Origin of the sequence: Rahnella sp. PAMC25559 (assembly GCF_050632365.1) — a bacterium.
GTDB classification, from domain to species: Bacteria; Pseudomonadota; Gammaproteobacteria; order Enterobacterales; family Enterobacteriaceae; genus Rahnella; species Rahnella rivi.
The window spans coordinates 727,460-742,701 of the sequence record NZ_CP192543.1; the positions used below are offsets into that span (position 1 = coordinate 727,460).

The 15,242-nt window shown below is 53.6% G+C and carries 15 protein-coding genes; 5 read left to right on the forward strand and 10 right to left on the reverse strand.

Annotated features, from left to right (window positions below):
• Positions 1-195: 195 nt before the first annotated feature.
• Complete coding sequence (locus ACQZQY_RS04700) at positions 196-582, forward strand: deoxynucleoside kinase (protein ID WP_390973705.1); 387 nt, start codon at positions 196-198, stop codon at positions 580-582.
• A 111-nt stretch (positions 583-693) separates the two neighbouring features.
• Positions 694-1,119 (forward strand): nucleoside triphosphatase NudI, encoded by a 426-nt coding sequence (gene nudI / locus ACQZQY_RS04705; protein WP_056775869.1) that lies wholly within the window; start codon positions 694-696, stop codon positions 1,117-1,119.
• Between the two features lie 100 nt (positions 1,120-1,219).
• On the opposite strand, the gene ACQZQY_RS04710 is transcribed toward nudI, so the two are convergent.
• From ACQZQY_RS04710 to ACQZQY_RS04755, 10 genes are all read right to left on the reverse strand, one after another.
• Positions 1,220-2,014 (reverse strand): DsbA family protein, encoded by a 795-nt coding sequence (locus ACQZQY_RS04710; protein ID WP_056775870.1) that lies wholly within the window; start codon positions 2,012-2,014, stop codon positions 1,220-1,222.
• 86 nt (positions 2,015-2,100) lie between these two features.
• A complete protein-coding gene (locus tag ACQZQY_RS04715) occupies positions 2,101-2,820 on the reverse strand; it encodes a nucleoside/nucleotide kinase family protein (protein WP_414070252.1) in 720 nt (239 codons plus the stop codon).
• On the reverse strand, positions 2,798-3,325 hold the full coding sequence (locus ACQZQY_RS04720) for an MltR family transcriptional regulator (RefSeq protein ID WP_431296699.1): 528 nt from the start codon (positions 3,323-3,325) through the stop codon (positions 2,798-2,800). The genes ACQZQY_RS04715 and ACQZQY_RS04720 overlap by 23 nt, the downstream gene beginning before the upstream one ends.
• Positions 3,326-3,367: 42 nt before the next feature.
• On the reverse strand, positions 3,368-4,636 hold the full coding sequence (locus ACQZQY_RS04725) for a zinc-binding dehydrogenase (protein ID WP_122097152.1): 1,269 nt from the start codon (positions 4,634-4,636) through the stop codon (positions 3,368-3,370).
• Positions 4,633-6,036: a PTS mannitol transporter subunit IICB gene (locus ACQZQY_RS04730; protein ID WP_056775877.1), complete on the reverse strand. Its 1,404-nt coding sequence runs from the start codon at positions 6,034-6,036 to the stop codon at positions 4,633-4,635. Before ACQZQY_RS04730 ends, ACQZQY_RS04725 begins: the two co-directional genes overlap by 4 nt.
• Before the next feature lie 30 nt (positions 6,037-6,066).
• Complete coding sequence (gene cmtB, locus ACQZQY_RS04735; RefSeq protein WP_431296700.1) at positions 6,067-6,513, reverse strand: PTS mannitol transporter subunit IIA; 447 nt, start codon at positions 6,511-6,513, stop codon at positions 6,067-6,069.
• Between the two features lie 326 nt (positions 6,514-6,839).
• On the reverse strand, positions 6,840-7,562 hold the full coding sequence (locus ACQZQY_RS04740) for a DUF3053 domain-containing protein (RefSeq protein ID WP_056775880.1): 723 nt from the start codon (positions 7,560-7,562) through the stop codon (positions 6,840-6,842).
• 398 nt (positions 7,563-7,960) lie between these two features.
• Positions 7,961-10,030, reverse strand: a complete 2,070-nt coding sequence (glyS, locus tag ACQZQY_RS04745) for a glycine--tRNA ligase subunit beta (RefSeq protein ID WP_056775882.1) — start codon at positions 10,028-10,030, stop codon at positions 7,961-7,963.
• Between the two features lie 9 nt (positions 10,031-10,039).
• On the reverse strand, positions 10,040-10,954 hold the full coding sequence (glyQ, locus tag ACQZQY_RS04750) for a glycine--tRNA ligase subunit alpha (protein ID WP_056775883.1): 915 nt from the start codon (positions 10,952-10,954) through the stop codon (positions 10,040-10,042).
• A 166-nt stretch (positions 10,955-11,120) separates the two neighbouring features.
• On the reverse strand, positions 11,121-13,121 hold the full coding sequence (locus ACQZQY_RS04755) for an autotransporter outer membrane beta-barrel domain-containing protein (RefSeq protein ID WP_431296701.1): 2,001 nt from the start codon (positions 13,119-13,121) through the stop codon (positions 11,121-11,123).
• A gap of 188 nt (positions 13,122-13,309) precedes the next feature.
• Here ACQZQY_RS04755 and ACQZQY_RS04760 point away from each other — a divergent pair, with 188 nt between their 5' ends.
• The 3 genes from ACQZQY_RS04760 to ACQZQY_RS04770 all read left to right on the forward strand — a co-directional run bounded on the left by ACQZQY_RS04760 (position 13,310) and on the right by ACQZQY_RS04770 (position 15,208).
• On the forward strand, positions 13,310-13,882 hold the full coding sequence (locus ACQZQY_RS04760) for a DNA-3-methyladenine glycosylase I (RefSeq protein ID WP_431296702.1): 573 nt from the start codon (positions 13,310-13,312) through the stop codon (positions 13,880-13,882).
• Positions 13,879-14,322 (forward strand): N-acetyltransferase, encoded by a 444-nt coding sequence (locus tag ACQZQY_RS04765; RefSeq protein ID WP_431296703.1) that lies wholly within the window; start codon positions 13,879-13,881, stop codon positions 14,320-14,322. The genes ACQZQY_RS04760 and ACQZQY_RS04765 overlap by 4 nt, the downstream gene beginning before the upstream one ends.
• A gap of 223 nt (positions 14,323-14,545) precedes the next feature.
• Positions 14,546-15,208: an OmpA family lipoprotein gene (locus ACQZQY_RS04770; protein WP_056775889.1), complete on the forward strand. Its 663-nt coding sequence runs from the start codon at positions 14,546-14,548 to the stop codon at positions 15,206-15,208.
• Positions 15,209-15,242 lie beyond the last annotated feature (34 nt).

Below are 15,242 nucleotides of genomic sequence, written 5' to 3' on the forward strand. Positions count from 1 at the left end.
ACCCCCTGCCTTTTGGTGATCGCCATCACAAAAACACCCTGTAACCCGGCTACAGTGGCGATAATTTAAGCTTGTCACCGCTAAAAATGTGACTTGAGTCACCATTTGTTAACGAGTCTTTATCATTAAAACGTGATATTCGTCACAAAGTATTTTTCGACGAACTTGTGTATTTCGCTTAAAAAGCATTCAGACGTGTCCGAACCGCGCAGAAATGAGTTTACGGGAGGGTTGTTGAAAGAAAATTACAAGGGGGGAGTAGGGAAAAGCACCTTTCTGAAGAGGTTATCTGCGTGTTTGTTTAAGGAAGATTCGCATACAAGCGTTATAGACGGAAAAAGCGTTCACCATTCTCTCCTACCTTATCTTTTAGAAGATACGGCAAACTACGGTTATCTTATCCAGCTTAATTTCATGATACAGCGCGCGCTAATTATAAAGTCATGGGTGGATAAGGGATTCAATCTGGTCATGGAACGCTCCCGCCTTGAGGATCACATCTTTATTAATTTCATGTTTAAGGCTGAATGTATCAGCAAAACACAATATGAGGCATATATTACCCCGTGGAATATTCACTGATTTATCTCCATAACGACGAAATACATGGAGTCCGGCCAGAAGAATTTCCTGATGAAATTGACATCTTTTCTGATAAAGTTTTTCAAAAAGCAATGTTATTAAGGAGAAATAATGCGCCAGAGAATAATTGTGTGCCCTGTAATACAAAATGAAGGAGAGTTTCTACTTTGTAAAATGGCCAATGATCGCGGGGTTTTTCCTGGGCAATGGGCTCTGCCTGGCGGAGGGCTAGAACCTGACGAAACCATTGAACTCGCTCTCAGGCGCGAAATCATGGAGGAGTTAGGAGAAGAACTTATTATCACTGACATTAAGCCATGGGCTTTTCGTGATGATACCCGAATAAAAACTTACCCCGATGGCACGACCGAAGAAATTTACATGATTTATCTTATATTCGACTGTGTAAGTGGAAATCGTAATATTACGTTCAACGAAGAATTTCAGGAGGTCATCTGGGTACTTCCTGAATTAATGAAAGATATGGATTTAAATGAGGCGACCCGGGTCACTTTCACCCAAAAAGGCATCATTTAAAGAGGAGTCTTTCGAGGTTATAGCCAGAAGTAGCCGTTCATTTTTTTAATTAATGTAAGTGCGGGAAAACCCGACGCCTTGCGACGCCGGGTTTAATGTCTTACTTCCCGCCCTGCGCCTTCACAATGGCTGCCTGTAAATCGTCGGCAGACACAGCGCCTGGCAGCACGGTGGTGTTTTCTGCGGTGGCACCGCTGACTGGCATCACGACAAAACCTGGCGTGCCGCTGAAGCCCAGCGTACGGGCCAGTTCGTCGTTAGCGGCGATGGCTTCGTGCGTGGCTTTACGTTGTGCCTCGGTCGGCAGTGTGGCTTTTGCCGCTTTCACTGCGCCTGCGATATCCGCATCGGTCAGTTTGCCTTCGTCATGACCGGTGCGGTAAATGCTGTTGTGATAATCGAAATACGCCTGCGCGCCCTTCTCTTTCCACACGGCCATACCGGTTTCAGCGGCGGTGATGGAAGGTTTCCAGCGGTCACCGAAGATTGGCCACTCTTTGAAGACGAAACGGACATTCGGGTTCGCTTTCACGGTCTGTTCAACCACCGGTGCCATACGGCTACAGTACAGGCACTGATAATCGAAGAATTCGACAAATGCGACTTTCGCGTCTTTCGGCCCATAGCTTGGCGTCGCCGGATCGCTGGTCAGGGTTTTGGCGTTTGCCAGCACCGCGCTCAGGGTTTGTTCCTGCTGCTGATCGGCCTGCTGCGCCTGAAGCTTCTGGCTGACCTGCACCAGAATTTCCGGGTGTTGCAGCAGGTAATCCGCTGCAATTTTACCAATGGCGGCCTGCTGTGCAGGGGTGAAATCGGCGGTCGCGCTGTCGGCAGCCGTTGCCAGCGTCGGAGCCAGTATCAGGGAAGCCAGCAAAGTCATCGTCTGACGTTTCATTAAACATCCTTAAAGTGAATACGGGAAAAAGGGACAGTTGCCTTCAAAAGTAGAGGAATTCCACCGGCTTTGCAGGCTAAAAATTGTCATTTTTTATAAACCTGCACGTGATAGCTGCCGTCTGACGTCATCTCCAGCATGATGTCCGCCTGCCTGCTGTCTTGCAGCACCCGCGTCACGTTCGGCCCGTCAGTGGCAGCATAAAAATCACCGGCCTGCTGCGGCGTAAGGCCGCCCCGAATTTTACGGTCGATCAGCCGCCCGCGAAGGTCGTCCGGGCTGGCATGAATAAAAATACTCAGATCGCAATATGAGGCCAGTTCCCGCCAGCCTTCATCTTTGAGCAACAGCCAGTTTCCTTCCACAATCAGCACCGGCGCGGTGACATGAATCGCGTCTTCGACCGGTTCATGAAGCGTCCGGCTGTACTCCGGCCAGCGACTGCCCGGCGTGCGTAAGCCGATCAGGGCATCGCGCAATTTATCCACATCAAATGTCTCCGCGGCGCCTTTTTTCTGACGTAATTGATGCGCGTCCAGCCAGGCATTGCGGCGATGGAAACCGTCCATCGGCAAAGTTTGGACCGGCACCAATCCTGCCGTCTCCGTGGAAAGCGTTTGCCAGAACGCCGAAAGCGTCGATTTACCGGTACCGGGCGGAGCCACCAGAAACACAATCAGCGGGCGATGTAACTGACGTTGCTGCGCGGAAAAACGCTGTAAAAGGGGAAGATGTAACTGCCCGATATCGTGCTGTGGGAAAAACGCCTGCGTGATCAGCCCGTTAATGGTCAGCGTCACGTTCATAGGTCAGTTCCTTGAGTAAATCCGTCACGGCCAGCGACAACGCCGTTTTCACCAGACCGCCATAGCGCGCAGTATTGAAGATCTCAAAACCGGCATATTTCATTTTCTCAATCGACTGAAACATCAGCGGGTTATCCGTTACGCAACGTAAGTTCTTAACGAATTCATACGCGGTGTCGTCATGAAATTCGACGATCCCCGCCTGCGCGCTGAGATGCTCATCCAGTTGAGAAAACAGCAAAATATCGGCATAGACGGATTTTTTGATTTTCCCCAGGGCATAAATCAGCCGCAGAGAAACATCTATGCTGTCGAGCGGGCCTGATTTGGCGAGCAACGGCCTGACGGCAAATTCGCGAATATCCTCGTCATTATTGATGAAGAGATGAGGAAGGAACTGTTTAATGCCGCTGAGTAAAATAGCGTTCGCGGCATTCAGAAAATCATTGAGGTTCGTCCGGGCGGAAAGCGTCTCCAGCACCTGATCTTCAGTTAATCCAGTCATCCTTCCCTTAACCATCGTTTTTAATGAGGAGAATCGATGATATTACAGCCCGGTGGAAACACCAAAGTGGCTGAGCAGTACGCGTTCCGCCTGTTCATTCCAGACACCGTGCGTCGGTGCGACCTCCTGCGCCAGCCGGGCAAACAGCGGATCGGTTTTGCCTAATTCTGCAAAATCGTCAATGGCGGTCAGCGGCAGGGAAATGCCGTTATAAATTAGCTTTTTACCGCCAGGAATATGCGGCAGATTGAGCACCGTGTCGGGAACGGCATCCAGACCGCCGATATGCGTGATCATATAGGATGGCTGAATACGCCCGGCCGCCGTCAGCGCCAGCGCCTCTTCCATGTCGCCGGTCGAGCCGCCGGACGTGCCGACAATATGCGTCGAACCGTAGTGAACGTTGTAGAAATTGAAGGGAACGCTGAAATTTTTGTCGGTCGGCCCGGCAAAGAAGTTCAGGCAACCGTCTTCGCCCAGCAGCGCATCCCCCAGTTCAATCACTTCCGCCACCGCCGCGTACACAAACACATCATCAAAGCCTGCGCCGCCGGTCATTTCGCGCAAAGCCGCCACCGGATCTGGCAACGTTTTGCTGTTGATATACACCAGCTCGATGCCTTTTTCTGCCGCCATCGCCACCGGTAAAAGCTGTTCTGCGCGCGCCAGCCGTTGCTCGTCGATATCCACCACCACAACCCGCGCCGGGCGCACGTCGCCGTTGATCGCATAATCAATCGCACCAATGCCCATCGGCCCCGCGCACGCCAGCAGCGCCAGATTTCCCCCCGCTTTGATGCCCATCTGATGCTCATACACATATTGCGTGGTGTGATAACTGGCATGATACGCGCCGATAATGCAGCACATCGGCTCGGCGAGCGACGCAGCAGCGAAATAGCGGCTTTCGTACGGCAGAACACAGCCCATATCGATAGCCAGTTTCGGGATGATCATGTACGTCGCGTTACCGCCAAAAGTTTCGTAGCTGTAACCAGCGGAATAGCCGCTTGGCAGCCCCATCGCCGGTTGCAGCACAAAGCGTTTTCCCACTTCAAACCGGTTTCTGAGATTTTTGCCCACCTGCACAATCACACCCGCACATTCGTGCCCCGTGATGGCCGGATGTTCGGCGATATCCTCCGGCACACGTTTATGTTCGCCGCCCAGCAAGGCCGCTTTGTACGTCGAGAGGCAAACGCTGTCCGAGACGACGCTCACCAGCAATTCGTCATCGGTGATGTCCGGCAGTTCAAACTCACGCAGTCTCACATCTTTTTTTCCGTAAATGGCGGCGACGTTGGTTTTCATGCTGTTGCTCCTTGCTGAACCGGGGAAGTGATATCGGCAAACAACGCATCAAGCGCCGGGTCGCCGAGATAGTTTTTTATCAGAATCAATGGCTGATCGGTCACCCGCTGCGCACGGCCTTCGAGGCTGGCATGGGTGACAATAATGTCGGCGTCGGCCGGAATGTTTTCGATGGAGTAGTGCTTCACTTCGATCGCAAAGCCCGCTTTTTCGAGTTTTTTGCGAAATGTTGTCGCGCCCATCGCACTCGATCCCATTCCCGCATCACAGACAAACGCAATCAGACGGATATTGCCGGTGACCGGCTGCACCGCATTTTTACCTTCAGCTTTACGCTTTTTACTGGCGGCCTGAGAATCCGCAAACGTGTCTTCCGCAGGCGATTTATCCAGTTTCAGGATGGCCGAGGCGACGACAAAGGAGACGACCGTACCGGCCAGCACGCCGGCGCAGGTTCCCAGAAAGCCCCCGCGCGGCGTCAGCGCCAGATAGGCAAAGATAGAGCCAGGGCTTGGCCCCGCCACCAGCCCCGCGCCAAACAGCTCGAACACATAAATGCCGGTCATGCCGCCCGCAATCATGGCAATAATCATCAGCGGTTTCATCAGCACATACGGGAAATACAGTTCGTGGATGCCACCGAGAAAATGAATGATCATCGCGCCGGGTGCTGACTTTTTACTCAGCCCTTTGCCGAACAGGGAAAACGCCAGCAAAATGCCCAGACCGGGGCCGGGATTGGAGGCCACCATGAAATAAATCGATTTTCCGGCGACGGCGGTGTCCTGCATGCCCAGCGGATAGTAAACGCCCTGATCTATCGCATTATTCAGAAACAGCACTTTGGCCGGTTCATTAATCACTGACAGCAGCGGCAGATAACCGGTCGCCACCAGCGCCTCAATGCCCTCTTTCACCACGTTATTGGCGGCCATTACCGCCGGGCCGATCACTTCATAGGCCAGCAGGCACAGCAACATGCCGAGAATGCCGAGGGAGAAATTATTGATGACCATTTCAAAGCCCGCCGGAATGCGCTTCTCGAGCGCCTTATCGACGACTTTGATGACATATCCCCCCAGCGGCCCCATCACCATTGCGCCGATGAACATCGGAATATCGGCCCCGACAATGACGCCCATGGTGCCGATCCCGCCCATTACTGCACCGCGCTTTCCGCCAATTAAATGGCCGCCGGTTGAGCCAATCATCAGCGGCAATAAATAGGTAATCATCGGGCCGACAAGCTGACCAAAGTGCGGGTCAGGGGTCCATCCGGTGGGTATAAATAACGCGGTAATAAAACCCCAGGCAATAAATGCGCCTATATTGGGAATAACCATTGCCGTCAGAAAGCCGCCAAAAGCCTGCACTCTGGCGCGCATAGATTTATTAGCCATATTAAAATCCTGTGTGATGTTAGGATAAAACTAATAACGCTGAATGATATTAATTAATTCCTCTGAATTATTTGCATTGAGTAATTCATCAATAACTTCATCTTCGCAAAGCATTTCACTTAACGCCTGAATTGCCTCAATATGTGAATCAGAATCTTTCGCGGCTAATCCGATAAGCAAACGAACCGGCGGGCTTTCAGCATCAAATCTGACGCCTTCGCGCAGCAACGTCAGGCTCAGCGCCGTACCTAGCGCACCGCATTCCGGCCTTGCATGGGGCATGGCAATGCCGGGGGCGAGCAAATAATAAGGGCCGATTTCACGGGTAGTCTCTTTAATCGCCTGAATATAGTCCGGCGTAATATATTTTCTTTGCAGAAGATGTCTCATCGATAAATCTATCGCCTCAGACCAGTTTTCAGCGCAAGAATATATCGCAATACTTTCACGTTCGAAAAAATCCATTAATGACGACATGACTCATCCTTATTTTATCGATGATTATTTACTTTCATGAGCATATTCTTTGAAATGGATTTAATCAAACCGGCAAGGATTTGTGACCGACATTATAAAAACTGTCATGGCGATAATAAAATCCAACCAAGATCACACGAATAACGTCATTTTCATAAATGAATAATTAAAGCAATAGGCTAATTGTGAATGAATCCACACAATTCAATTTTATATTATTGTCTTAATTTGTGATGGAGATCTGATTCACCTGATTGCATTCGCTTCCGACAATAAAAAAGCCACGCAGACATCGCGTGGCTTAACATAAATCGTTTTTAACTGACTTAGCGGCTGAAATCGCCCTGCGCGACTTTCTGCGCCTCAAGCAATGTCTGCTGTTTGCCCACCAGATTCGACATCATGGTGTTGTACTGCGTCGCCTGCTGCTGCGTCGGGAACTGCACGCCGCCGTTGGCGAATGCCACCTGAGCGCCCTGCTGTTGCAGGTAATCACCGACAGAGACGATATCCTGCGTGAAGCTTTGCAGCGCAGGCACCAGCGGGGTCAGCACGTTAGCGGGTTGCGTCACTACGGTGCTGTACACCTGGCTGTAAACCGCTTTCAGATCGTCCGGCTGTTTCAGTGCAGCCATCGCGGTATCGGCTTTCACTTTCGAGTCACGCAGCTGTGCATTGAGCAGGCTCAGCGTACCGGCCGCCTGTTGCAGCGCACCGCGTTGCGTCATGTAATCCTGCGGTGTGCGCACCTGACCGATTGCGTTGACCACTGGCACGAAGCTGCCATCGACAGCGCCTTTCATCTGACGGGAGAATGACAAAATAATGCCGTAGTCATTCGCGTAATTACCAAAACGTTGTTTCTGATCTTCGCTCAGCGATGGCAGGTTTTGCCCGCTGCGCATCACGGTATTTTGCAAATAATCGATAAAGGCTTTGCGTTGTTCCGGTTCTTTATCGCCACATGCCGTGAGCTGGAAAACGACCAGCAGTGCGATAAACGGCGCCAGCCAGCGAGAAAATGCACCGCTTCTGATCCCTACAGCCATGAGTCCTGACTCCTGATTTCAATGTTCTTCTTCCGGCCAGTTCCCTGCCGATGCTGTGCATTCCATGCGGGTTATAGGATAGAACAATTGGGGGGAGAACGCTTTTTAAAAAAGCCTGTAAAAACGTTAAATTCAACTTAACGTTGAAGTTCAAGGTCAGGAGCAACGCCAGGGGCTTTTTAATTCACAAGCAGAATGGTTTTATTTTTAAAAGGTGTGGATTGGCGTGCTTAAAAATGGCACCGGATGAAGGGTTCGAGACGTGAGGCCCGACACCTGAAATGAGGGTATCGCGTAGCGCGCAGTGAAAAGAGTGTGGAGTCCAGAGGGAGAACGTTTATTCTCCCTCTGGTCGGTGTGGGCCGACGCCCGCAACCTTAACTTACAAAATCACCGGCTTACTGAAGCAGCGAAATATCCGCTACCTGCAGGAACAACTCCCGCAGTTTAGACAGCAATGTCAGACGGTTGATACGCACCGCTTCGTTCTCATCCATCACCATGACGGTGTCAAAGAACGTATCCACGGTTTCGCGCAGCGCAGCCAGTTCCACCAGCGCTTCTTTGTACTGACCAGCAGCAAACAGTGGTTCCAGCTTGTCGCGCAGCACCACCAGATGCGTCGCCAGTTTCAGCTCAGCAGGTTCTTTCAGCACGGAGGCGTGAACGTGATCCAGCAGAACGTCGGTGGATTTCGCCAGAATGTTGGATACGCGTTTGTTGGCCGCAGCCAGCGTTGCCGCTTCGTCCAGCGTACGGAAGTAACTCACCGCTTTCACACGGGCATCGAAATCTGCCGGTTTGGTCGGACGACGTGCCAGCACGGCCTGAATGGTATCGACCGCGTGACCTTCTTCCTGATACCACGCACGGAAACGACCGAGCATGAAATCAACCACTTCATCGACAACCTTGGCGTTAGTCAGCTTGTCGCCGTACAGGCGCACCGCTTCTTCAGTCAGGGTTTGCAGGTCGAGTGACAGGTTTTTCTCAACGATGATACGCAGAACACCGAGCGCTGCACGACGCAGTGCAAACGGGTCTTTGTCGCCTTTCGGATGCTGACCGATGCCGAAAATACCGGCCAGGGTGTCCATCTTGTCTGCGATAGCCAGGGCACAGGCCACCAGCGAAGCCGGCAACTCGTCGCCCGCAAAGCGTGGCTGATACTGTTCGTTCAGCGCAACCGCGACTTCTTCCTGCTCGCCGTCGTGACGCGCATAGTGCATGCCCATCACGCCCTGCGTGTCGGTGAATTCGAAGACCATGTTGGTCATCAGATCGCATTTTGACAGCAGACCCGCGCGTTTGGCGTTCTCAACGTTGGCACCGATTTTATCGGCGATCCAGCCAGACAGCGCCTGAATACGGTCAGTTTTGTCACGCAGCGTACCCAGCTGTTTCTGGAACAGTACGGTTTCCAGACGCGGCAGGTTATCTTCGAGACGTTTTTTGCGGTCGGTATTGAAGAAGAATTCGGCATCGGCCAGACGCGGACGCACCACTTTCTCGTTACCGGAAATGATTTGCTGCGGATCTTTCGATTCGATGTTGGCCACGAAGATGAAGTTCGGCAGAAGTTTGCCCGCAGCGTCGTACACCGGGAAATACTTCTGGTCGCCTTTCATAGTGTAAACCAGCGCTTCAGCCGGTACCGCCAGGAATTTCTCTTCGAATTTCGCGGTCAGCACCACCGGCCATTCCACCAGAGACGCCACTTCTTCCAGCAGGCTTTCGCTCAGATCGGCGATGCCGCCAATCTCTTTCGCCGCTTTCTCCGCATCCTGTTTGATCAGCGCTTTACGCTGTTCGTAATCAGCAATGACTTTGCCGCGTTCCAGCAGAATTTGCGGATACTGATCGGCGTTGTCGAGGGTGAATTCAGGTTCGCCCATGAAGCGGTGACCGCGGATCGTGCGGGCAGAATCGATACCGAGGATTTTCGCCGGGATCAGTTCATCGCCTAACAGCAGAGTCACGGTGTGAACCGGACGCACAAACTGCACGTCGGAATCGCCCCAGCGCATCAGTTTAGGAATAGGCAGTTTGGACAGTGACGTTGCGATCATCGCAGGCAGCAGCTGTTGCGCGCTTTCGCCTTTGACGTGCGCACGGTAAACCAGCCATTCACCTTTGTCGGTGACCAGACGATCGGCCTGATCAACGGTGATCCCGCAACCGCGAGCCCAGCCTTCAGCGGCTTTGCTCGGTTTGCCTTCGGCATCAAACGCCTGCGCCACAGCCGGGCCGCGTTTTTCAACTTCGCGGTCAGCCTGAGATTCATGCAGACCGGAGACTTTCAGCGCCAGGCGGCGCGGCGCGGCAAACCATTTTACGTCGCCGTGTGGCAGATTCGCCGCATCCAGCTCCGCAGTCAGGTTGGCTGCAAAAGATTCAGCAAGGCTGCGCAGAGCCTTCGGTGGCAGTTCTTCCGTGCCGATTTCCACCAGAAATGTTTTTTCAGTCATGGACTTATCTCACTTCTCGTTCTTTTTGCACATCGGGAAGCCCAGCACTTCGCGGGAAGCGTAATACGCCTCAGCTACCGCTTTAGTCAGGGTACGGATGCGCAGAATGTAGCGCTGACGTTCAGTCACAGAAATCGCTTTACGCGCGTCGAGCAGGTTGAAGCAATGGGCCGCTTTCAGGATGCGCTCGTAAGCAGGCAGCGCCAGTGGCTTTTCAAGCGCCAGCAGGGTTTGCGCTTCTTTCTCGTGCTGTTCGAAGCAGGAGAACAGGAAATCAACGTCGGCGTATTCGAAGTTATAGGTGGATTGCTCCACTTCGTTCTGATGGAACACGTCGCCGTAGGTGGTTTTGCCCAGCGGACCGTTGCTCCAGACCAGATCGTAAACGCTGTCTACGCCCTGGATGTACATCGCCAGACGTTCCAGACCGTAAGTGATTTCACCGGTCACCGGTTTACATTCCAGGCCGCCGACCTGCTGGAAGTAAGTGAACTGCGTCACTTCCATGCCGTTCAGCCACACTTCCCAGCCAAGACCCCAGGCGCCGAGCGTCGGGTTTTCCCAGTTGTCTTCAACGAAGCGAATATCGTGGATCAGCGGGTCGAGGCCCAGCTCTTTCAGCGAGCCGAGGTACAGCTCCTGAATGTTTTCCGGTGAAGGTTTGATCATCACCTGGAACTGATAATAGTGCTGCAGACGGTTTGGGTTTTCGCCGTAGCGGCCATCCGTCGGACGGCGTGAAGGCTGAACATAGGCTGCCGCAAAAGGCTCAGGGCCGAGTGCGCGCAGGCTGGTCATCGGATGCGAAGTACCCGCGCCGACTTCCATATCCAGCGGTTGAACAATGGTGCAGCCCTGCTGCGCCCAATAATCTTGCAGTGTCAGGATCAGGCCCTGAAATGTCTTGGTATCAAACTTTTGCATGTTGGATTCGCACGCGAGAAAGTGGGTTTAAAGAGAGTCCGACAGTATACCCGCTGAACGGAAGATAATCAGCCAGAATCAGGCGAGTGAGCGTTACCGAGAGGGAGTGTTTAGGTTTTGGCGCGCATTTTCGGAAAGTAAAAGGGGCTCTGCGCCCCTTTCGTGGTTAAAACCGGGCACTGATCCCGGCGTTGTAAGACGTTTGTTCGCCGGAATCCAGGCCGGTGGTTTGGGAAATCGCCGCAAAAGCCGAGACGCTGTGGGTTATCTGGACGTTCGCCCCGACCGTCATATCGACCCAGTCGTTGTCCTGCTCGCCGGTGGTGCGGCTGAACCGGGTGCGGGTGGATTTGATCGCGCCGGTGGCGGTGTAAGTGTCATCGCCAAACTGACGGTCATAGGTCACCTGCGCATACGGATTCACGATCCCCAGATCTGCGTTCAGGCGCCAGCCCAGCGCGCCGATTTGCGAGTGAGACGTCTGGTCACCAAAGCGCATAGAAGTGCTGTTGTTGCCCTTCTCGCTGTATCCCTCAATACTGCTGTAATCCCAGCTGTATTGCGCCACCGGGCCGGTTTTCAGCACCGGTAAAATCGGGAAATCCCAGCCAGCGGTGACGCGTCCGCCAATCTGTTTGCCGTCCGTTTCACCGCGCTCGGTACGGGTGGTGGGTCCGAGTTTGATGCTGCGGTTGATATCATCGTAATTGAGCGACCCGTAATGCACATCGCCGTTGATCCAGCCATTTTCGGCGATTTTCACGCCGGTAAAGGCTGTCGCCATCCAGCCGCGCGTGCGGTAGCTGTAATGGTCCGTCGGATCCTGTTTATCGTCTGAACCGGAAATCATCAGCCCCATCATCCAGCGATCGGTCATCTGATAATCCATCCCGATATTGAGCGAGTTAGACGTGAGATCGCCCTCGCCCAGCGACGGATTGATTTTGCTGTCGGCGCTTTGCCCGGCGTAACCGCCAAACATACCGAAAGTCCCGGCGTCATTCTCCTGCGTGCGTAACTGCTGATAGCGGCTGTCGAGCAATCCCTGCGTATTGCGCGCCAGCGCCAGCGAACCCTGATTCAGCGCGGTGACCTCCAGCGGGCCGTTGATCACGGACTGCATGTACTCGGCGATCAGCGCATGTGCCTGCGGTGTCGGGTGAAAATGGTCAGAGAACAGAAACGCTTTGCTGGCGTCAAAACCCGGCAGGCTGGAGGTACATTCTGAGGCTGAAATGCCCACCGGACAGGCGGTCCCGGCAGTATTTGCGAAACCGTACAGCGCCGGATCGGCGACCACTTCATTGAACAGCCCGTTGATGTCCACGCGTGCAATATTGCCGCCGGTTCTGGCCAGCGCGATATCTTCGGTGGTGTTGTACGTCTCGGTCAGGCCGCCCGCCACGTCTTTCAGCGCGTCATAGGCCGCTGCCAGCCCTTTGGCGAGGACGTCCTGCACCAGCGGAATCCCCGAGCCTTCCGCCGCCGCTGCCGCCAGTGCGTTGTGAATGGCCTCGGTGCGGGCATCCGTATTCGGTGTGTTTTGCGCATTCAGGTACTGATACGCCGCTGCCAGCGCCTGTTGCTGCACCGGCAGCAAGCCGACCTGAATCACGCCTTCCATCAGCACCGGCGTCAGGCCGATATTGGGCACCGTCGGCACCACGACCGTTCCGGCTCCGGCTTTGAGTAAATCATTGACCTGAGAAGCCGCCTGCGTGGCGCTGTTGGTGGCAATCTCCACTGCCGTGATCGGGTTCAGGCTGAGCGCCGCGGCGGCCAGATCGTTGCCGCCAATCCAGTGAATATACAGCCCTTTCGGATCGGCTTTGCCGCCGGTCGAGGCCAGATAGCTTTTGACCTGATCCTGCGTGGTGTCATCGGAATCCAGCCCCGGCACCGCGACGCCGCCGCCTTGGGCATAGTTCAGGCCGCCTTTGGCAGAAGGTGTCAGCGTCGTGCCGATATTGTTGGCGAGGATTTCGTCATAAAGCGGATGCGAACTGCTGTCGAAGGTCCAGCGTCCATTATTGCCGGTGTCACTCAGGCTGTCGCCGAAGACATAAAGTTGATCGTAAGCCTGCACCGGAGCCTGTAAACCCAGGCACAGCGCGACGGCAAATGCGCTTTGTGTCAGCCGTAATGCGGCGGTTTTTCTGCCTGTCATTGTCGTCGCTTCCTCAAAAAATGAGCGGTTCTCATCCCTGAAATGTAAGGATTGAGTCATGAATGGCTTTAAATATTGTTCAGATCCGACCAGCGTCAAGCCGGAGCATGAGAAATTGCGACGTTGCAGAGTTATCCGAGAAGCCACACACTGGCCGACGTATTCAGGCTTCTTCTAAGGACAAAAGAATGGCGACCACCCGTTGTAGCTGGGTTTCAAAAGAACCGATTTATCTCGAATATCACGATAAAGAATGGGGCGTGCCGGTCAAAGATGGCCGTGAGCTGTTTGAAATGTTGTGCCTCGAAGGCCAGCAGGCAGGGCTCTCGTGGATCACCATCCTGAGAAAGCGCGAAAACTACCGCCAGAACTTCCACCATTTCGAGCCGGTGCGCATTGCCAAAATGACCGATGAGGATGTTGAGCGCCTGGTGCTCGACGCCGGCATTGTGCGCCATCGCGGAAAAATCAAAGCGATCATCCTGAATGCACAGATTTATTTAGCCATGCAGGCCAGCGGCGAAGATTTTTCAGACTTCATCTGGCGCTTTGTTGATCATCAACCGGTCATCAATAATCCGCTCGGACCTGAAGGCGTACCGGCAACCACCGCCGTGTCAGATGCCATGTCTAAAGCGCTTAAAAAGAAAGGGTTCAAATTTACCGGTTCGACCATCTGCTACGCGTTTATGCAGGCCGCCGGGCTGGTGAACGATCATCAGGCTTATTGTTTCTGTCATCCTAAAAATCAACCCGCATGATCCGCCGCTCAGTACCTGCCGACACCGAAGCGATTATGCATCTGTGGCTGCGCAGTACGGTGGCGGCACACCCGTTTATTGAGGAGTCTTACTGGTACGAAAGTTTACCGATGGTGCGCGAGACGTTTCTGCCACAGGCCCAAACCTGGGTTTCGACCGCCGAAGACGGTGGGATCAATGGCTTTATCGGCGTCTTAAATCAACAGTTTATCGGCGCGCTGTTTGTGGATGAACGCGTGTACGGTAAGGGCATCGCGCAGCAATTAATGGACGTGGTCAAAAAACATTATCCGCTTTTGCTTCTCGAGGTTTATCAGCAAAATCACCGCGCCGTGGCGTTCTATCGCAAAGAAGATTTCTTAGTGGTCAACGACACGGTTCATCCCGGAACCGGTCTTCCGACCTGGGTTCTGCGCTGGCATCAGCCCCTTTTCGAATAATTTCCCAAAATCCCCTAAAAGACAAAAACGGATAACCGGAATTCTCCTACTGCTTAACGTCACAAAATTGCGCATAAATGGCGCCAGAACGCCGCAGGGCGGATGTCCGCCCGTTGCATTTGTTTATGTTTTGACACCTTTTTCTGTGCAACTTACCAGAAACCCGGCAGTCATAATGCAGCGGTCAGTTTCTAAATAAAAAACATCCTTAAAGGGAAAAAAGATGAGCAAAAGATTACTTGTGGTTGCTGGCGTACTTTGCGTCACGATGGGCCTGTCAGCCTGTACCACCAATCCGTACACCGGCGAATCAGAAGCAGGAAAATCCGGCATCGGCGCAGGGCTGGGTGCAGCTCTGGGCGCAGGCGTGGGGATGCTTTCATCTTCTAAACACGATCGCGGCAAAGGCGCCCTTATCGGTGCCGCAGCAGGTGCTGCGCTGGGCGGCGGTGCGGGTTATTACATGGATGTGCAGGAATCTAAACTGCGCGACAAAATGAAAGGCACCGGCGTCAGCGTGACGCGTCAGGGCGATAATATCGTGCTGAACATGCCAAACAACGTGACCTTCGATACCAACAGCAGCACGCTGAAACCGGCGGGCGCGAATACGCTGACCGGCGTGGCGATGGTACTGAAAGAGTATCCGAAAACAGCCGTGAACGTCGTGGGTTACACCGACAGCACCGGCACGCGCGCGCTCAACATGAAGCTGTCACAGCAACGTGCTGACGGCGTCGGCAGTGCGTTGATCACCCAGGGCGTTGATGGCAGCCGCGTTCGTACCACCGGTGCAGGCCCGGATAATCCGATTGCCAGCAACAGCACCGAAGCCGGTAAAGCGCAGAACCGTCGCGTTGAGATCACCCTCAGCCCGTTGCAGTAACGGCTTCACCTGCCGCATAACGCCGGGGCCAGAT